The sequence below is a fragment of the Microbulbifer echini genome, assembly GCF_041447225.1.
Taxonomy (GTDB): Bacteria; Pseudomonadota; Gammaproteobacteria; order Pseudomonadales; family Cellvibrionaceae; genus Microbulbifer; species Microbulbifer echini.
On record NZ_JBGMEL010000001.1, the window covers coordinates 187,626 to 206,751 of the forward strand.

At 51.4% G+C, this 19,126-nt stretch carries 17 protein-coding genes; 13 read left to right on the forward strand and 4 right to left on the reverse strand.

The genetic code is table 11. The features are described 5' to 3' along the window. The first annotated feature begins 222 nt into the window (after window positions 1-222). From ACCI51_RS00755 to ACCI51_RS00770, 4 genes are all read left to right on the forward strand, one after another. On the forward strand, window positions 223-1,449 hold the full coding sequence (locus ACCI51_RS00755) for an MFS transporter (RefSeq protein WP_371842243.1): 1,227 nt from the start codon (window positions 223-225) through the stop codon (window positions 1,447-1,449). Window positions 1,450-1,512: 63 nt separating this feature from the next. After that, on the forward strand, window positions 1,513-2,478 hold the full coding sequence (locus tag ACCI51_RS00760) for an ABC transporter ATP-binding protein (protein ID WP_371842244.1): 966 nt from the start codon (window positions 1,513-1,515) through the stop codon (window positions 2,476-2,478). Further along, window positions 2,475-3,236 carry an ABC transporter permease gene (locus ACCI51_RS00765; protein ID WP_371842245.1) on the forward strand — a complete coding sequence of 254 codons (762 nt, stop codon included), beginning with the start codon at window positions 2,475-2,477 and terminating at the stop codon, window positions 3,234-3,236. Before ACCI51_RS00760 ends, ACCI51_RS00765 begins: the two co-directional genes overlap by 4 nt. 16 nt (window positions 3,237-3,252) lie before the next feature. Then, window positions 3,253-3,585: a GFA family protein gene (locus ACCI51_RS00770; protein ID WP_455363770.1), complete on the forward strand. Its 333-nt coding sequence runs from the start codon at window positions 3,253-3,255 to the stop codon at window positions 3,583-3,585. Here ACCI51_RS00770 and ACCI51_RS00775 read toward each other — a convergent pair. Next, window positions 3,562-4,203 carry a TetR/AcrR family transcriptional regulator gene (locus ACCI51_RS00775; protein WP_371842248.1) on the reverse strand — a complete coding sequence of 214 codons (642 nt, stop codon included), beginning with the start codon at window positions 4,201-4,203 and terminating at the stop codon, window positions 3,562-3,564. The genes ACCI51_RS00770 and ACCI51_RS00775 overlap by 24 nt on opposite strands. A gap of 134 nt (window positions 4,204-4,337) precedes the next feature. Here ACCI51_RS00775 and ACCI51_RS00780 point away from each other — a divergent pair, with 134 nt between their 5' ends. Together ACCI51_RS00780 and ACCI51_RS00785 are read left to right on the forward strand one after the other, a co-directional pair. After that, window positions 4,338-5,456: an efflux RND transporter periplasmic adaptor subunit gene (locus ACCI51_RS00780; RefSeq protein WP_371842249.1), complete on the forward strand. Its 1,119-nt coding sequence runs from the start codon at window positions 4,338-4,340 to the stop codon at window positions 5,454-5,456. Window positions 5,457-5,572: 116 nt separating this feature from the next. Further along, the gene (locus ACCI51_RS00785) at window positions 5,573-8,686 is read left to right on the forward strand and encodes an efflux RND transporter permease subunit (protein WP_371842250.1); all 3,114 of its coding nucleotides are present in this window, start codon (window positions 5,573-5,575) and stop codon (window positions 8,684-8,686) included. A gap of 109 nt (window positions 8,687-8,795) precedes the next feature. On the opposite strand, the gene ACCI51_RS00790 is transcribed toward ACCI51_RS00785, so the two are convergent. The 3 genes from ACCI51_RS00790 to ACCI51_RS00800 form a co-directional block, all read right to left on the reverse strand. Then, on the reverse strand, window positions 8,796-9,707 hold the full coding sequence (locus tag ACCI51_RS00790) for an MBL fold metallo-hydrolase (protein ID WP_371842251.1): 912 nt from the start codon (window positions 9,705-9,707) through the stop codon (window positions 8,796-8,798). A gap of 22 nt (window positions 9,708-9,729) precedes the next feature. Then, window positions 9,730-10,641: a glycerophosphodiester phosphodiesterase gene (locus ACCI51_RS00795; RefSeq protein WP_371842252.1), complete on the reverse strand. Its 912-nt coding sequence runs from the start codon at window positions 10,639-10,641 to the stop codon at window positions 9,730-9,732. 81 nt (window positions 10,642-10,722) lie between these two features. Then, on the reverse strand, window positions 10,723-12,195 hold the full coding sequence (locus ACCI51_RS00800; RefSeq protein WP_371842253.1) for a hypothetical protein: 1,473 nt from the start codon (window positions 12,193-12,195) through the stop codon (window positions 10,723-10,725). A gap of 692 nt (window positions 12,196-12,887) precedes the next feature. On the opposite strand from ACCI51_RS00800, the gene ACCI51_RS00805 reads away from it, so the two are divergent. The 7 genes from ACCI51_RS00805 to ACCI51_RS00835 all read left to right on the forward strand — a co-directional run bounded on the left by ACCI51_RS00805 (window position 12,888) and on the right by ACCI51_RS00835 (window position 18,976). Further along, a complete protein-coding gene (locus tag ACCI51_RS00805) occupies window positions 12,888-13,481 on the forward strand; it encodes a helix-turn-helix transcriptional regulator (RefSeq protein ID WP_299579413.1) in 594 nt (197 codons plus the stop codon). Next, window positions 13,478-13,906, forward strand: coding sequence for a CsgE family curli-type amyloid fiber assembly protein (locus ACCI51_RS00810; RefSeq protein WP_299579415.1), 429 nt, complete (start codon window positions 13,478-13,480; stop codon window positions 13,904-13,906). Before ACCI51_RS00805 ends, ACCI51_RS00810 begins: the two co-directional genes overlap by 4 nt. Beyond that, window positions 13,906-14,325: a curli assembly protein CsgF gene (locus tag ACCI51_RS00815; RefSeq protein WP_371842254.1), complete on the forward strand. Its 420-nt coding sequence runs from the start codon at window positions 13,906-13,908 to the stop codon at window positions 14,323-14,325. Before ACCI51_RS00810 ends, ACCI51_RS00815 begins: the two co-directional genes overlap by 1 nt. Before the next feature lie 30 nt (window positions 14,326-14,355). After that, window positions 14,356-15,228 carry a CsgG/HfaB family protein gene (locus tag ACCI51_RS00820; protein ID WP_299579421.1) on the forward strand — a complete coding sequence of 291 codons (873 nt, stop codon included), beginning with the start codon at window positions 14,356-14,358 and terminating at the stop codon, window positions 15,226-15,228. Window positions 15,229-15,270: 42 nt separating this feature from the next. Continuing rightward, window positions 15,271-15,810, forward strand: coding sequence for a hypothetical protein (locus tag ACCI51_RS00825; protein ID WP_371842255.1), 540 nt, complete (start codon window positions 15,271-15,273; stop codon window positions 15,808-15,810). A gap of 688 nt (window positions 15,811-16,498) precedes the next feature. After that, complete coding sequence (locus ACCI51_RS00830) at window positions 16,499-17,449, forward strand: hypothetical protein (RefSeq protein ID WP_371842256.1); 951 nt, start codon at window positions 16,499-16,501, stop codon at window positions 17,447-17,449. 507 nt (window positions 17,450-17,956) lie between these two features. Next, entirely contained in the window at window positions 17,957-18,976 is a 1,020-nt protein-coding gene (locus tag ACCI51_RS00835) for a hypothetical protein (protein WP_371842257.1), read from the forward strand. The last annotated feature ends 150 nt before the right edge of the window (window positions 18,977-19,126 follow it).

Consider the following 19,126-nt stretch of genomic DNA (forward strand, 5'->3'; position numbering starts at 1 on the left):
CTACACTGCCCGGCATTCCAATGCAAGTCCGGGGAGAGCTCCGATGGTCAGTAACAGCAAGCAGATTTACCCAGTGCCCACAGAAAAACCCGTAACAAACACAACCACATTATTGGTCACAGCCCAAAGCCTGAGTATCAAATTCGCTGTGCACGAAGGGCTGTGGGCCTCGGCGGCTAGTGCCCCTGCCAAAGCGAGCATAGAGAAAAAAGGAGGGCACCGATGAGCTCCATCGGCGCGGTATCGCCCGGTGTAGCGGAGCCCATGATCCCCACGCAGAGACGCTTGACTCTCCTGTGTCTGGCGGCACTCACGATCATGTCTGGAGCCACAGTAGCCCCCTCCCTACCCGCACTTGAGGCACACTTTGCCCAGCATGAAAACATCGCTCTGCTGAGCCGCCTGATACTGAGCCTGCCCGCTTTGATGATCGCCCTCTGCGCGCCACTAGCCGGATTGATTTCCGACCGCTATGGACGGCGCCGACTGCTGATAATGGCTGTCAGTATTTACACCCTGGCCGGCGCTTCGACGCTGCTACAGGACAGCCTGGAAGGGCTGCTGGCCAGCCGCATACTGCTAGGTATCGCCGTAGCGGGCACCATGACTTCGGTCTCCGCCCTGGTGGGCGACTACTTCAGTCCCGCGCAAAGGCAGGTCTATATGAGTCAACAGGGCGCCTTTATCAGCCTCGGCGGCGTTGTCTGTCTTATGGCCGGAGGACTGCTGGCAGATATACACTGGCGCGCGCCCTTCGCTATTTACGCGGTGGCCATACTGCTGATCCCGGCGGTTTTGCGCTACCTGCCGGAACCCAGCCGTAACACCGCCCATCAAATGCGCAGTGGAGCCAAAAAGGAAACTCCCTATTGGCCGGCATTTGCGTTGCTACTCGGCGCGGCCATGTTCAATAGCCTGGCTTTTTTCCTAATTCCCACCCAGCTCCCTTTCCTATTGCAAGAGCTTGGTATCGACACCCCCAGCCTCGCGGGAATCGCCATTGCCACCAGTAACTTAGTGGGTGCCCTCGCCTCGCTGACACTCTATCCCCGCGCTCGTGATCACTTAGGCAAAACCGGGGTATTCGCCCTGGGGTTTGCCGTCATGGCTTTCGGCATGGGACTTATAGCCGGGGCAGAATCTTTGTATGCAGTAATGATTGCCACGGCGATTTACGGCGCGGGTATGGGAACACTGATTCCACATATATTCGCCACCGGCCTGGAATCGGCCGCGCCAACCCTGCGTGGACGCATATCTGGAGCGCTCGCCGCCAGTGTTTTTATCGGGCAATTTCTCTCCCCGCTGGTCAGCCAACCCTGGATCGACCGCTTCGGTCTCGCCAGTGGATTTTCCGCAGCCAGTTGTGCGTTAATCGTTTTCGCTGGCCTGGCGCTCACTCTACATTGGCTGAAACCCAAACCCTCCATGGAAATGAATTTGCAGTAGGATGTACACACGCCCGAAAACATTGTGACCAGGTCGCACTAAAGACTTTGGCAAGGAGAAAAAGTGGAACCCATAATTTCCATCAAGGGCCTCGGCAAAACTTACGCCGGGGGTTTTACCGCCCTGCAGAATATAGATTTAGAAATTCAGCGCGGTGAGATTTTCGCCCTGCTCGGCCCCAACGGCGCCGGCAAGACAACGCTGATCAGTATCGTGTGTGGCATCGTTAACCCAAGCCAGGGTAACGTTACCGTCAGTGGCTTTGATATTCAGCGGGATTACCGCAGTGCCCGACGTGCAATTGGTTTGGTGCCCCAGGAAATTTCTACAGACTCCTTTGAAAGTGTGTGGGGAGCAGTCAAGTTCAGCCGCGGCCTGTTTGGCAAGCCGCCCAACCCCGCCTACCTAGAAAAAATTCTGCGCCAACTTTCCCTGTGGGAGAAAAAAGACAACAAGATCATCACCCTATCGGGCGGTATGAAGCGTCGTCTGATGATCGCCAAAGCCCTCTCCCATGAACCCAGTGTACTCTTCCTGGATGAACCCACCGCAGGGGTCGATGTGGAGCTGCGCCAGGATATGTGGGAGATGGTGCGCGGCCTGCGGGATTCCGGGGTCACCGTAATCCTTACTACCCACTATATTGAGGAGGCCGAGGAAATGGCCGACCGCGTCGGGGTTATCAATCGTGGAGAGCTGGTACTGGTCGAGGATAAAAAAAACCTGATGCAGAAAATGGGGGAAAAGGAACTCAGCCTACAACTGCCGGAACCGCTGCAAAAAATTCCCGATAGCCTCGCCGATCTGCCACTGCGCCTGAACGGAGATGGCAGCCAGCTGATTTACCGCTTCGATATCAAGAGTGAAAACACCGGTATCGCCGAATTTCTGCGCCGCTTAAATTCGGCCAATATAGAGTTTCGCGATTTGCATACCAGGGAGAGCTCCCTCGAAGAAATTTTTGTTAACTTGGTGCACGGCGCACGCCGTGAGCATGAGAAACAGCTCAGTGGGGAGACTCAGGAATGAATCTGCATGGTATTGGAGCAATCTACAAGTTTGAAATGGCCCGCACCTGGCGCACGCTGATGCAAAGTATCGCCTCACCGGTGCTCTCTACTTCGTTGTACTTTATTGTGTTTGGCGCCGCCATCGGCTCGCGAATGGGAGAGGTCGAAGGGGTCAGCTACGGGGCTTTTATTATCCCCGGCCTAATTATGTTGGCTCTACTGGGAGAAAGCATTTCCAACGCTTCTTTCGGTATATTTTTCCCAAAATTTTCTGGAACCATTTACGAAGTGCTGTCGGCACCGGTATCGGCGTTTGAAATTGTTGCCGGCTATGTGGGCGCCGCCGCGACCAAGTCAATTCTGCTGGGTTTACTGATCCTGGTCACCGCACGGTTTTTTGTGGACTATGAAATCATGCACCCATTCTGGATGATCACATTCCTGGTGCTGACCGCCGTTACCTTTAGTCTGTTCGGATTTATCATCGGCATCTGGGCAGATGACTTCCAAAAACTGCAAGTCATCCCGCTGATGATCGTCACCCCACTGACGTTTCTCGGCGGCGCTTTCTACTCCATCAGCATGCTGCCGGAGTTCTGGCAAAAAGTGACCCTGTTTAACCCGGTGGTTTACCTGATCAGCGGGTTTCGCTGGGCTTTTTACGGTGTGTCCGATGTCAACCTGGGGCTCAGTGTCGGCATGACGTTACTCTTCCTTGTACTGTGCCTAACCACCATATGGTGGATTTTCCGCACCGGTTACCGGATTAAAACCTGAGTATTGAGCTGCGCGTATAACGGCGAATCACGAGGGGGGAAGTGTCTGTGGCGCGGTGCGCTTTCGCGCTGCCGGACAACCCCACCGTGTGAGCCTCTGCTCCTGCAGCTGGTGCAGGAAACGCACCGGCAGCTTGATCGGCGTGCCGGTATATTTCGACAGGCAAATGGTGAAGTTGCCCTGCAGTGCGCTAAAAACCCACCGACTGGAATCCGACGCCGGCCGCTGGATCGAATGCGGGTTCTGCACGCATTGCGGCGGTGCCCTCACCTGGACCTTACCGTTTATGCCCGTTGATGCCGGACAACCCGGTGCAATAGCCCCCTCAGCGGTACCCTCGCATAAATAAGGCCACCGCCCGGTGCACCCGCTCATGCCGCTCAGCTTCCGCCTGTACCTCGCAGCAACCGATCAGAACACGCATATGGCGGCAGCCCAGTAGTAGGCCCATAAAATGCTCGGCGGCTTCCGCCGGATCGTCCACCCGCAACTTGCCCATTTCGGTAGCGCGCTGTAGCAACTGCTCAATTTCCCGCAGGATACGTTGAGGACCCGCATCGAAAAATAACTGGGCCAGTTTCGAATTCTGCGACTCCTGTGAAGCCAGGGCACACAAGAGCCGCAACAGTCGAATGCTATCTTCGTTATCGACCATACCCAGAAAGGCCTGGCCAATGCGCTCCAGTACCTCCGCGACCGCGTCGCCCTCTTTCAGGTCAAAAATAGGCAGGGGCATCATCATTTCGCAACGGGACGTGATCGCCGCGCTAAATAGCGTCTCTTTGTCGGAGAAATGGCTGTACACCGTGAGCTTCGACACACCCGCCGCAGAGGCCACCGCATCCACACTGGTGGCGGCAAAACCCCGCGTCAGGAAAAGCTCTTTGGCGGCATCGAGAATGGCCTGGCGCTTGGCCGGGTCCTTGGGACGGCCGCGTTGGGCGGCTGCCTGAGATTGTTCAGACATAGCACTCCATATACTGGACTCTCCAGTTCAATAAACTTACTATACTCACCAGTATAACATTACCGGCCACTCGGCCATGACCTGTCCACTGCTGGACTTACCTTGTCACCTCGCCGTCGAGGAAGGGAGCCCTTATGTACCGATCGCTACTCTTCGCCGCATTATCGTTCAGCCTGCTGTTGTCCGCTTGTGCGCCATCAGAGCCCACTGAACAATCGGGAAAACCTCGCCCTGCGGTCATGGTCCAACCGCAAGTGGCCAGCGCCCAACTGGATGCCTATCCCGGTGAGGTGCGCGCCCGCTTCGAACCGGCTCTGGCCTTTCGCATCAGTGGCAAGATCCAGCGGCGTCTGGTCAATGTAGGCGATCGCGTCGAACAGGGGCAGCCACTGGCTGAGCTGGATACCGAGGACCTGCTTCTGCAACTGGATTCCGCCCGCGCCCGCCTCACCTCGGCGGAAGCCGACCAGCGCCTGGCGAGCAGTGAACTGAGGCGCCACCGCAAACTACTGGAACGCCAACTGGTGAGTCACTCCCAATTCGATGCGGTGGAAACCCGCTTTGAGGCCAGCGAGGCGCGTTTGCAGCAAGCGCAGGCACAACTCGACGTGGCCCGCAACCAGGCCGCCTACGCCGAGTTGAAAGCCCCGGAGAGCGGGGTCATCGCCCGCCGTATGGCCGAGGCCGGCCAGGTCGTGGCCGCGGGCCAGGGTATTTTCGAACTGGCCACCGACGGTGAGCGCGAAGTACGTATCGACCTGCCCGAGCAGGCCATCAGCCACTTCCGCGTGGGCCAGCCCCTCACTGTGGAACTCTGGTCACAACCGGGCAAGTCCTTCCCCGCCCAGGTGCGCGAACTCTCTCCCGCTGCAGATCCGGTATCGCGCACCTTTGAAGCACGCGTGGCCTTTACCCAGCAAACCACCGGTATTGAAATAGGCCAGAGCGCCAGGGTTTTCGCGCCTAAAGCGACAACCACCGACATCCTGCAAGTGCCTATGTCGGCAGTGAGCGCCGATGAGGGCAAGGCCTTCGTATGGGTGCTGGAGCGCGAACACCAGACCCTGCACAAGACCGAAGTCACCGTGGGTCCCTATGGTCAGGAATTTGTACCGGTGTTCTCCGGCCTGAGCGCGGGCGATTGGATCGTCGCCGCCGGCACCCACCTGTTATTGGAGGGGCAGCAGGTGCGCCCTGTCGACCGCTTGAACCGCCCGATTGATCCAAACCGGGCCCTTGCCCAGCAGGATTGAGTGGCGATTAGCCCTCAAAAAGAACCTGACCGAGCGCCCCACAAAGGGGTGCTCCAACGAATTTGCCAAGGTGTGAACCGTACAATGCGGTCGCAGATCGAAATAGAGATATTGCCATGGGCTTTAACCTTTCTGAGTGGGCACTAAAAAACCGCCCACTGGTGCTCTACACCATGATCGTGCTGGCGCTGCTCGGCGCCGCCTCCTACACGCAACTGGGGCAGAGCGAAGACCCGCCCTTCACCTTCAAAGTGATGGTGATTAATACCTTGTGGCCAGGTGCCAGTGCCGAGGAAGTATCCCGCCAAATTACCGAGCGTGTGGAAAAAAAACTGCTGGAAACCGGTGACTACCAGCGTATCTCCTCTTTCTCCCGTCCCGGCCAATCCCAAGTGCTATTTGTCGCCCGCGACGATATGCACTCACGGGATATTCCCGACCTCTGGTACCAGGTGCGTAAAAAGGTCAACGATATTCGCCACACCCTGCCCCAGGATATCCAGGGTCCATTTTTTAACGACGAATTCGGCACGACCTTCGGCAATATCTATGCACTGACCGGCAGTGGTTTCGATTACGCCCTGATGAAGGATTATGCCGAGCGCCTGCAGCTATCACTACAGCGCGTAAAGAATGTGGGCAAGGTGGAACTCCTGGGCTTGCAGGACGAAAAAATCTGGGTGGAGATTTCCAACACCAAGCTCGCCTCTTTGGGTATTCCCCTCAGCGCGGTACAGAGCGCCCTGCAATCCCAAAATCAGGTGGCCGATGCCGGCTTTATCGATACGGTGAGCGACCGCGTACGTATCCGTGTCAGCGGCCAGTTTCACTCGGTCGATGAAATTCGTCGCTTTCCCATTAGCGCCGGCGGCCGCACCCAGAGGCTTGGGGATATTGCCGAGGTGTACCGCGGCTTTAGCGACCCCGCTCAACCGCGCATGCGCTTTATGGGGGAAGATGCCATCGGCCTGGCCGTCTCCATGAAAGAAGGCGGCGATATCCTCAAGCTGGGAAAGCAACTCGACACGGCCTTTATCGAACTGCAGGAAGACCTGCCTATCGGCATGCAGCTGCACAAAGTGTCCGATCAACCCGCGGCGGTAAAACGCGGTGTGGGAGAGTTCCTGCAGGTATTGGTGGAGGCACTGGGCATTGTACTGCTGGTGAGCTTCTTCTCCCTCGGCAGTCGCCCCGGCCTGATTGTGGCGCTGTCGATTCCGCTGGTGCTGGCCATGACTTTTGCACTGATGAATTACTTCGATATCGGCCTGCACAAAATTTCCCTGGGTGCCCTGGTGCTCGCCCTCGGCCTGATGGTGGACGACGCCATTATCGCCGTGGAAATGATGGCGATAAAAATGGAGCAGGGATTTAGTCGCCTGAAGGCGGCCGGTTTCGCCTGGACCAGTACCGCCTTCCCCATGCTCACCGGTACGCTAATTACCGCCGCCGGTTTTCTACCCATCGCCACCGCCCAGTCTGGCACCGGTGAATATACGCGTTCCATTTTCCAGGTCGTCACCCTTTCTCTTATGGTCTCCTGGATTGCCGCGGTGGTCTTTGTGCCCTATCTGGGGCACTACCTATTACCCAACCTCGCGCGCCGCAACCACAGCGGCGAAGTCCAGGACCCCTATCAAAAACCCTTTTATCAGCATTTCCGCCGCCTGATCACCTGGTGTCTGCACCACCGCAAAACGGTGATTGTGGCAACGCTGGCGATTTTTATTGGCGCCCTGGCCCTGTTCCGCCTGGTGCCACAACAGTTCTTCCCCTCTTCCGGCCGCCTGGAACTGCTGGTGGACTTAAAGCTGGCCGAAGGCGCCTCACTGAAATCCACCGAGTACCAGGCCAAACGCCTGGAGGCGCTACTGGATAAGAACGAACAGGTGGAAAACTATGTGGTTTATGTGGGCACTGGCTCACCGCGCTTCTACCTGCCACTGGACCAGCAACTGCCGGCCGCCAGTTTTGCCCAGTTTGTGGTAATGACCCGCAGTGTAGAAGAGCGCGAACAGGTACGTCGCTGGTTGATCGAAACCATGCAGGGGGAATTCCCCACTCTGCGCAGCCGTGTGTCCCGCCTGGAAAATGGTCCACCAGTTGGCTACCCCGTACAGTTTCGCCTCTCCGGCGAACACATTGGTGAAGTGCGTCACTTAGCCCGCCAGGTGGCCGCGCACGTGCGGGAGAACGCCAAGGTTACCAATGTGCACCTGGATTGGGAGGAGCCCAGCAAGACCGTCAACTTAAATATCGACCAGGACCGCGCCCGCACCATGGGCGTGAACAGTGCCTCGCTATCCCGCGCCTTGCAGAGCTCCCTCACCGGTATCACCGTGAGCCAATACCGCGAGGACAACGAACTGATTGATGTGCGTGTGCGCGGCGACGAGCAAGAGCGCTACGCCCTGGGTCAGCTTGGCAACTTGGCCGTACAGACCGACAGCGGTCGCAGTGTGCCGCTCAATCAAATTGCCACCCTCGAATACGGCTTCGAGGAGGGCATCATCTGGCACCGCGATCGATTACCCACAGTAACCGTGCGCGCCGATATCTACGGTAAGGAACTGCCCGCTAGCGTAGTGAACGAAGTCTGGCCGCGCCTGCAGGGTATTCGCGACCAACTGCCACCGGGTTACCTGCTGGAAGTGGGCGGCAGCGTGGAAGAATCCGAGCGCGGGCAGCAATCGGTGAATGCGGGCATGCCATTGTTTGTTTTGGTGGTGTTCACCCTGTTAATGCTGCAGCTGCGCAGTATGTCGCTGTCCACCATGGTGTTCCTCACGGCGCCTCTGGGGCTGATCGGAGTCACACTGTTTCTGTTGCTGTTTGGCAAACCCTTCGGCTTCGTCGCCATGCTCGGCACCATCGCCCTGGCCGGCATGATTATGCGCAACTCGGTGATCCTGATAGATCAGATCCAACAGGATATCAGCCAGGGGCTGAGTGCCTGGGAGGCGATCATTGAGTCCACTGTGCGACGCTTCCGCCCCATCGTGTTGACCGCTCTCACCGCCGTACTGGCAATGATCCCTCTGTCGCGCAGTGATTTCTTCGGCCCCATGGCCGTCGCCATTATGGGTGGGCTGATTGTGGCCACCGGGTTGACCCTGATCTTCCTACCAGCGCTATACGCCGCCTGGTTCCGCGTGCGCGAAGAAGACAAAGAAAACACCGTGGATAGCTCATCAAACTTGGGCAGTGCTGAACCACAGGCATCCGTATAGAAAAGATCGCCCGCCTAAGTTCTGGTAAAACCAAACCGAAAAGGCCCGGATATCTCTATCCGGGCCTTTTTTATTGAGATAGACAAAAAAAGCTATCAATAAACGTCCATCAGGATTTCTTCGGTTTTGCTGCCAGGGAATCGTAAACAATGCCCGTCCAGATATCCGGGGTCATAAAGCCCTGGCCAAACTTGCCATCGAAATCCTTGGTAGGCTTGGCAGCAACCACCTGATCGCGGCTTTTTCCACTATCGACCAACCTCTGGATACGATCGCGCAGGGTCGCCAGCATATCCCGCTGCACTTTTAACTCGGCGGGATTACTCAAGGGGCCATGCCCGGGAATAATTTTGGTGTTTTTTCCAGACAGCGCCAGGGCAGTATCCATCGCTTCAATCATGCCATCGACAGAGCCGCCGGAAGATACGTCGATAAATGGATAGGTACCATTAAAATAGATATCCCCCATATGAATCACATCGGCTTCGGTAAAATGCACAATGGAATCACCATCGGTGTGGGCAGGACCCACATATTGTACCCGTACCTTATCGCCGTTCCAGTGAAAGGTGGTGGCGTCGGTGAAGGTTATTACCGGTAACGCCGCCGCCGGCGAAGGCTCAACCTTACGTTTGAAGGCCGCAATAAACTGTTCGCTACTGACCCTTTTGCGCACATTTTCATGAGCCACAATCAGGGCACCACTTTTGCCCAGGTTTTCATTGCCGCCGGTGTGATCACCGTGCCAATGCGTATTAATAACAAATCGTAATGGCTGATCCGCCAAGCCCGCTATCGTCTTCTGTATTTTCGCGGTGAGTGGAGCATACTGGTCGTCCACCATAAAAGTGCCGTCCTCGCCCACCAGTACGGCGATATTGCCACCGGCCCCCTTGAGCATATAGACATTGCCCGCCACGGGTTCACTGCTAATCTCCACCTTGGCAAAGCGATCCTCCGCCAACGCTGGAACGCTCACAAGCGACACCAGCAGCGCCGCAATACCTGCTATCTGTTTCATTAAAAAGTCCTTGTTGTTATTTTCAAAGGCTATGGACCAACCGCTTTGGGGACGCCACCGGCTGTCGGCCGGAAAGCAAGGCCATCAAGATATCCGGTCGATCGGTGACAATACCATCCACACCCAGATCGATGTAGTGCTGCAAATCGGCCCAACCATTCACCGTCCACACAGAGACGTGTAGGTTCCGCTTGCGCGCCGCACGTAAGGTACCCCTGGTGACGACATCGAGGCCAAAATATTGCATGGGTAGCTGCATCGTCTGATAGTTCGGTGCCAACAAGTTTTCTGCGCGCAATAGCTGCGCAAAAAATAAAAGCGCCGCCTCCCAACTTGTAGACCCCGTGGCCGTACCGGGGCTCAGACATCGAAACTCGCGAATTACACCCACGTGAAAAGAGGAAACAATAACCTGGCTTTTCTTACCTGTGCGCTCGAGTAAATCATTTAATACTTGTGCCGCCCGATATTGCCCACTTTTCAAGTCCAGTATCAGCGGTGTAGAACCCACCACCTTTAGAGCCTCTTCCAGCGTCACAATTCTCAGTGGAGCTTCCCGATAAGGATAAGTCAGTCCATCACGACTCCAGTGATAAGCAACATTCAGTTTGCGCAGTTGCGCTAGGGTCATTTCCTCTATAGAACCACTACCATCGGTTGTGTCGTTCAAGTCGGGATCGTGCTGCAGAATCAGGTGTCCGTCGGCACTGAGCCAGAGATCTACCTCGACAGCATCCACGCCTAGTGCCACCATTTTTTGTAAGTAAATGAGGGTATTGCCCGGAAAAAGTCCATTGCCACAGTCATTGCCATGGGCAATTACCATTGGCCCCTTGAGCGCAGGCAACTTAAGTGCAGAGCTAGGCGCGACACCGGAGCGCGCATAAATGAAAAGCACAAGTACTATGACACAGAAAAGAAGTAGCGTTGACATGTATTGCTGCCATCCAAACCCGATATTCGTAAGAAAGGCTTAACCCTATTTATCCTCACAGAATCCCCATCTAAGAGGCACTCAAACACTCGTTGATGGCTCTGTCGAAAGGCCCTCACCCATCGCATTCATAGCCCCCTGGCCACTTACCGTTGTATCGGGCTCCGCCGTCAAAAAGCCAGTCTTCCGAGAGTGTAGATATACACGCTGTAGCCAAAGAGGAAGAAAAATGATCAGGTCATATAAACGGTTCAGTAAAATGCCACAATGTAGTGCGGTAACAGCCAAAAAGCGCAAGTACACAGAGACCAAGTTAAGGGAAAATAACAGTAAAAAACCAAACACGGTACGTGCGGAAGCCACAAATTGCTCCAAGGGAATCGCTGTGAAGGCCAGAGCCAGCGGGAGAATAAACCCCAACCCCAGCTGGGCCAGACCCAGGGTCCAATAAGCATCCATACCCGCAACGACAGGCCCGCTAATCGCCACCACACCCGTCATCGATTGATCTTGTTGCAATAATAATTCACGCGAGAAGGATAAACCTGCTTCAATCCCGGCAAAGCACAAGAGCAGAAGTAGTGCGGCCCACATCAAGCGCCGACGAGCGATGTCGGCCAAGGCACCGATAGAAGGAAACAGGCGAGTAATACGCAAACTTTCGATGACGACAATACCAGTGACAAGCTGTAAAAAAATCAACACAAGAGCGGTAATGTCCGCCGTGGCATAGGTGCCCAGGAAGTGGCCGTCGCCAACAATCTCTGTAATCGGACGAGCAATTAACTGGTGATTCACCCACACTCCAGCCAGTGCCACAAACAATACCAACGAGGACACCAGAAAACGATTCAAAGAGGAGATGGACAGAAGACGGAGGCTGCGATCACTCTCTTGCAAAATCTCTTCATATCGCGCCATATGCCCATCGAGCACTTTGCCGCGATAAATCAAAGATTCTACATTCCGATTGATACGCCCCAGGGTTTTCAGCATGGTGCGCCATCCAGGCATCATGCGTTTTAAAAGTTGGTGGCGCTCTCGTATGGCTTCCCGGTAGGATTCCAGAGCCCGCGACTCCGCCTTGCGCATGGACTGATTGATGGTCTCCAGCACATCGGCCACAACAGTATCATCCTGAGTAGGGATTTCCGCCACCGAGCGAATGGCCCTAGCCCAATTGGAGGGCTCCGGGGGAATCTCTGCGCTGCGCACATAATCCTCATCCAGCACGGTCATTTGTTCACAAAGACGGCGGTGTAATGTGGGATATTGCGCTAGATCCCGTTTTAGCGTTCCCTCTATACGCTCGAATTCGCGCTCAATCTGCCACTCAGCCATCTCCCGCCCCATAGCAAGTAGTACTTCCCGATTGCGCTCTCTCACCCGCTGCCCTGCCAACCCTATAGAGGTTGCGGCAAACAATAGCGAGCGGTGGCCAAAACGGGCCAGAGAGTAGATGGCTCTATGCGATGGTCCTCTACCAAGAAATAATGCTAGAACCGTCAAGCCTCCCCATAGCCAGAGTGGCAAAGTCTCTATTAGCTGATTCATGACATTTGATTCCCTTATAACACTGAGCGATACGCCATCCTACCAGCTGAAACACTGGCAATCGCCCAAAATGTCACACTTTATATTGCTTTATCGCGACAGCCCCGATGACCGAAGTTAGGCCGTTACGTTCGGCGAGGGGAATATGCCAGGTCATTTCATTTATCCCGCAATGGAAATGGATATTGTTCAACCCCGTCAATTTTCGCCTCCAAACCGAACGGTTTTTCAAACTACATACGAACACACTGAGAACCTGAATATTTCCCGCCAAAAACAAAATACCCAGAACTCTCAGAGAGACATAATCCGACACTAAAACCAATAGCCATAAAAATGGCAAAAAATAGGCTGCATACGCCAAATAACAAAAATAAAGATTCAGAAATTATCAGATTCTCGGCTACTTCAACCAACAAACTGGCAAGACGACATTACCTACAGGCGTTAATTTTTCATGAAAAATAAGGCACTGATTTTTCCAGACAACCCCATCGCCACTACTACACTCCAAACTAAATTCTCATCGAGTGAGTCATTTCCCCTAAAACAAAGAGGTAACTTGCGCAGCAAAGAAAACTGTTAAAGATCATCAGACATCAACCAGGAAACTTATACGACAGGAGTCGACAACGGATCTTGCACTCAACACTGAGGGTGATCCTTTTGTTTCAAGGAGAGGTACGAGGTATATGCCGGTTCTTTTTTTTAGCAACTCCGGCCTTCAGGGCGATCTTTTATTTTCACTGTTTTCGCAGTCCATTTCGATACCATGGGAAAAGGCCTGTATAGGAAAGCAAAGGCACTGCTTACAACATTACGAAGCAATTATCATCGATTGCTGGCAAATAGGCATCAACAATTGCTATAAGGATTTTTTATCGGACTTGAAAAAAATACGACACCCAAAAAACATCCTCATTAATTTCCCTGCCGATCTGCCAAACCACACCTTAGAGAAACTGCGCCAAACTGGCTGCTACTTATTATGCGACAGCAACGTAAGTCAGGAAAAGTTGATCCAGAGACTCAATACAGCTATTCATAGCTGTGACAGCAACCACTCGGATAACACTCAAACCCCGCTACCGCTCACTCGAAGAGAGCAGGAAATTCTAGGACAGTTAACCACTGGTGAACCCAATAGTGTGATCGCAACCAGACTACATTTGAGCGAGCATACCGTTAAAAATCACATGTATAACATATTCCGAAAAATCGGCGTAAAGAATCGCTTGCAAGCCAGCAACTGGGCAAAACTCAATCTCCAGGAAGAGAAAATATGAGGTTAACCCCGCTGATTCTGGTTCTTTGTGCAACAGTAACTTTCGCACAAGATAATACCAGAGTTCCTGAGGCAGATACCGACTCCGGTAGGCTGGAGGATGAAATCAGCGGGTTTAATATTGACAGAACAATAACCCGGACAGGGCATGATTTTGCTCGTTATCTCGGTGAATACAGGAACCTGAATTATCCAGATGCTACCTATAACCTGACAGTTTATGAACGCCCCTCAGCTCGCTGGGGAAACCTGATATGGGTTACCTATAACGACAAAATTGTATTTCGGCGCTTTATCAGCCCAAGCACCAATGACATTCACCGATTAGCAGATGAAGCTGCTCAGTATATTCATCAAGCGGTATTACAAGACCGTGTGAGTAGCGCTTTCACAGATAACTTTGATTTGGGAAAGGACGAATTCTAATGAACAAGAAGTATTGCTTTTATCCCCCTTGTCTGGTGGCTATCTTTTTTGCAAGTGGTACAGCGGTGGCAACCGAATTAATTTACGAACCGGTAAATCCAAATTTTGGCGGCAATCCACTGAATGGTACTTACTTACTGCAAAATGCGCAGTCGCAAGACAGCAACGAAGACCCCGACAAGTATGACAGCATGTACGAGCAACCCAGTGCTTTGGATCGTTTTTCCGACTCCCTGGAAACACGTCTGCTCAATCAGCTACTCACCGACGTGGGCGATGGCAACAGTGGCGAATTAATTACTGATGACTTTGTTGTACAGATCGTTGACAACGACGGCGTACTTACCGTGTTAATCACCGATCGGAACACTGGCGACAAAAGCGAAATCGTTGTAAGTGGACTCAACCCCACAAATTAGATAAGAATCAACTCTGAAGGATAACTGGCAATGCGCAATGCAATAAAAAAAGCCGTAGCCTTGCCCGCACTGGCGTTCACACTCACATTTAGCGGATGCTCTGCAGTCAAAAGCATTGGCGATGCCCTTTTTGGTCCTGGGCGCACCGATGCCATGCTGACCCCGCGTATGAATACCTATCGGGATTTGGTAAACCTACCAGAGCCCAAAGGGAAAATCCTAGCAGCGGTATACAGCTTTCGAGACCAAACCGGCCAATACAAGCCAGCCCCCAACAGTAGTTTCTCCACCGCGGTTACTCAAGGTGGTGCAGCCATGCTAATGGATGTGCTGAATGAATCTGGTTGGTTTATTGCATTGGAACGCGAGGGATTACAGAATCTACTCACTGAGCGTAAGATCATACGTGCCGGGCTCAGTAAACCGGGCGCTCCGGTAAATAATAATATTCCCCTGCCAACATTAATTGCGGCTAATGTACTCCTTGAGGGAGGTATCGTTGCTTACGACCAAAATATCCAAACTGGCGGTGCCGGTGCTCGCTATTTTGGTATCGGGGCTGATGAACAGTATCGGGTGGATCAAGTCACCGTCAACCTACGTGCGATTGATATACGGTCTGGCAGAATATTACACTCAGTATTAACATCAAAGACAGTCTACTCCAAAGCAATAAGCGCCGATGTATTCCGCTATGTAAAATTCCGACGTTTACTGGAAATAGAAGCGGGGACAACATTTAACGAGCCCGCCCAACTTGCTATGCTATCAGCAATGGAATCTGCGGTGATTCACCTAATCAGCGAAGGCATTGTACATAATTCCTGGGCACTATCGAATCCCGATGATATTAACAACCCTATACTGCAATACTATTTAAACGACAGCACAGTAATTATGTAACCGTGGTAATTGGTATATACAGTTTAAAAGGCAGAGGTACCCATGCCAGGCAGTCACAAATATCGTTTCTTACTCGCAACGGCCATCTTTGGCATGTGCACTGATGTTTGCACAGCCTCCGATCTGGACAGCAACAGTGAGCTGGCTCTAAACAGCGAATTGAGTTCAGCAAACCTATTGTCCGTATCCAACCTCACGGTGATCAATCAGGAAGGTGGAATTAATACGGTCAGCGTGCGCCAAAGTGGTCGAACAAATTACACATCCGCCCACCAGGATGGCAACAGAAACAATCTCTCAGTAACCCAGGCAGGTGAAGATAATGTCGTACTTTCACGCCAGGTTGGCGAGCAGAATCTCAGCGGATTAATTCAGGTTGGATATGAAAACTGGATCAATATTGGACAATACGGCGTAGGTAATTCAGCCAGTGTTTCCCAGTTCGGCATGCAAAATAGCGCACACGTGGAAGAAGTTGGCATGTTACATAAAGTTAATATTTATCAGAGTGGCAATGGCCTGAATGCCTCAGTAATAGTAACTGGCACAGCCACTGTAACCTATATCCGCCAATTTGATTAATTAAACGCTTCGATCAAGACTGTAAAAATGGCACATATCTAAAAACCCAGGGCTGTACAACCAGGGCAGCTTTAGAAGCTCTCTTCCTCCAAGCCATCCGCACTAGCCTGAACACCTGAGAAGTCACTCTCCCTGTCAGAATTTATAAAATGGTGATCCAGGAAAAGCTCTGCCCCGTAAAAATAAGGCAGATACGCAACATAAATGAAGGCAAGACCTCTAGAAATTAATTTCACGAGAAAGTACATCAAGAACAAAGGAACTATATTCCTATTTTTTAGTGACTTCTATCCTATGGCGAATCGCTGCATTACCAACAAAACTAATAACATATCTGATCAAATGTTGTTTTACACCTCTTGGACATTTCGTCATGCAGACATTAGGTTGTTTAGGGATCAATCTCTCAAAGCCAGATAGGCTCCTTTCTCAGGGAAAGTTTCTCCGTACAGCACACGGAAGAAACCAACTCTCCTCTAAAGGCAACCGAGCAGTTAAGCCGTCCAAGCGAAAAGATTAGTGTATTGAAGTAATAATCGCTGATTATTTTATTCGATCTGAATTCAACGATACAGCCATTCCTCAAGTTAAGGGTTTCTGTATTGTGAATCCATGACATCTGGAAGATGTCATTAATTTCAGCACAGAGTGTGCTGAATCTAAAACGTCCAGAGTAAAGGAGTATCGCATGAAGGCGTTAACACCAATCGCAGCCGCAATCCTTATTGCCTCAAGTGGCAGTGTATTAGCCGCAAATAATACCACCTTGCAAAGCCAGCTTGGCGCTGGGAACATGGCCACTTCCACCCAGGTAGGGCCCGGCAACGTAAACAACCTCGTGATTCAAACTCAAGTGGGTAATTTCAACGACTCCAATGCATTACAGACTTTCGGTAGTGATACAAATATTGTTCTGCACACTCAAACCGGAAATCAAAATAATGCAACATCTTCTCAATTTGGCGGAAGCCTAAATACCGCCTCAGTTTTTCAAGTTGGCAATGGTAATACAGGTATTACTACCCAATCAGCACCAGCATTCGCATCCGCAGCTTTCATTAATCAGGGTGGCGACGTTAACGTTGGCTTCATAACACAAGCAGCCTCAGCTTTTGATGTAGCAGCCGTAAATCAGTTAGGTACTGCAAACTTTTCTACAATCACTCAAACTTTAAGCGTTGGCAACAGCGCTACTTCTAATCAAGCTGGCAATGCAAATATTTCCAATATAGCTCAAATTTTAGCTCTCGGAAATACTGCTGTCGCCAACCAAGCTGGCACCCTCAACCTTTCAAGTCATATCCAAACAGGTGTATTAAATAATTCAAACTCCTCCCAACTAGGTACTTTGAACTTTACATCTGCATTGCAGGCTGGCCTGGGTAATGACTCACAGACTCTTCAATCTGGTTTTGGCAACCTTTCCGCACATACGCAAGTCGGCTCATTCAATGACGCGCTCACCGCTCAAGCTGGATTAGTTAACGTATCTTCAATTACTCAGACCGGATTAGGGCATGATGCAGCAACCACCCAAGTGGGCCTTGCTAATACACATACCACCCTTCAGTTTGGTTCAAATGAAACGGCTGTAGCAAGTCAAGTTGGCGTAGCTAATGTAGGCTTCATTTTGCAATAGCTCTTACAGTAGCTCCTTAGAGAAACAGATTCTTACGGCGGCCATCATTTGGCCGCCTTTTTTATATCCAGTAAACCTGCCAGGCACGAAGAATCTCTCATGACGTTATAAATGCCTGCTTTCCAAGAAAATTGTCGACCTCCAAAAAATAGAACCAAACACGCCGGTCTATAACTCACAGTTATTTAATCACAAGTCATTTGGCACTCAAGTGTTTACATAAAGGAAATACATACTTTCTTCTTAGATTAACGAAACTTATCTCCCATGGCCTTCCAGTGCTTTACCCACAAAACTCTACTCAGCATCAAGCTGATATTCACGAGGTTAAAATGCTTTACCCCAATATTCGAAGAGGCCTGAGTCTCTGTTGATATTTTGGAGAAACTCCCTCAAAGAACTTTCCCTATAGCAGGAAAAGAAATTCTTACACAAGCTCTAGATGCTACCTTGCAATTTTTTCGAAAAAACTTTTTAGCAAAATCTGATTTCTTCAAGGAGTACCCAATGAACAAATATACCCCGATAGCTGCAGGTGTTTTTCTGGCTATTGCAACAAGTGGCGCTATGGCCAACACCATACTTGTCAATCAAAATGGTGTTGGCAATATGATCGCACCAGTCCAAGATGCCACGGTTGTCAACGGAACCATTATCATCAACCAGGTTGGCGATTTTAATAAATCCACCCCAGAACAGACTGGCACTACTAACAACAGCCTGATAGGCCATAGTCAGATCGGCGACTTAAATATGGCAGAATCCTTGCAGGATGATACCTCTGGTTCATTTGCCACTATTAATCAAGTGGGCGACGGTCACGACGCCACCACTCAACAGTTCTCCGCCCACAGCTCAACAGCCAATGTCCTTCAAAGTGGTTCACCACAATTAGCAACAATTACGCAATTTAATGTTCATACAAATATCGCCACTGTAAATCAAGATGGATCCTCTAATGATGCTAATGTGAACCAGTCTTTTGGGACACTTAACGGGACTCTTGTCAACCAGTCTTCAAGCTACGTTCTCGGCAACTCAATCACGACGATGCAGTCAGGTGGTTCCTTCAACTTGATCGAAGCCTATCAGAAAGGTCGAGAAAACAGTGCATTGGTATCGCAGGTTGCTGGATCAGGAAATATTTCTGTTACATCACAGGATGGAAAGTGGAACAACTTAAACGTCGCTCAGTCAGGTGATGGTAACTACAGTAGAGTCTTTCAGTATTGGGAGAGCAATACAGCTATACACAACCAGAGTGGCGATGATAACTGGGCCAAAACCATACAAAAATCTCGCAACAATATTGCGTGGGTATCTCAGCCAGGCGATATGAATGAGTCCTCCATAATTCAATCTGGTGGCAACGTGAATCAATATTATATCACCCAAAGCGGAAATTCTAACGAATTTACTGCGACGCAAACTGGTAATTCAAACTTTATCTCAGTGGTACAGGCAGGTAACGGTAATATGCAGGTTGTCAATCAGATTGGTGATAATAACATGTATATCTTCCCGTAGAAATATTCATCATCTAAACCGCTAGCAAAGCTGACCTCATACGGGTCAGCTTTGCCGTAAGCAATCCTCTACTCCGTTGATTTTTTTTTATTTATAACATACCTTCCACGAAAACCTGAGAAAAAATACTCCCGTGATGAAACGCACAAA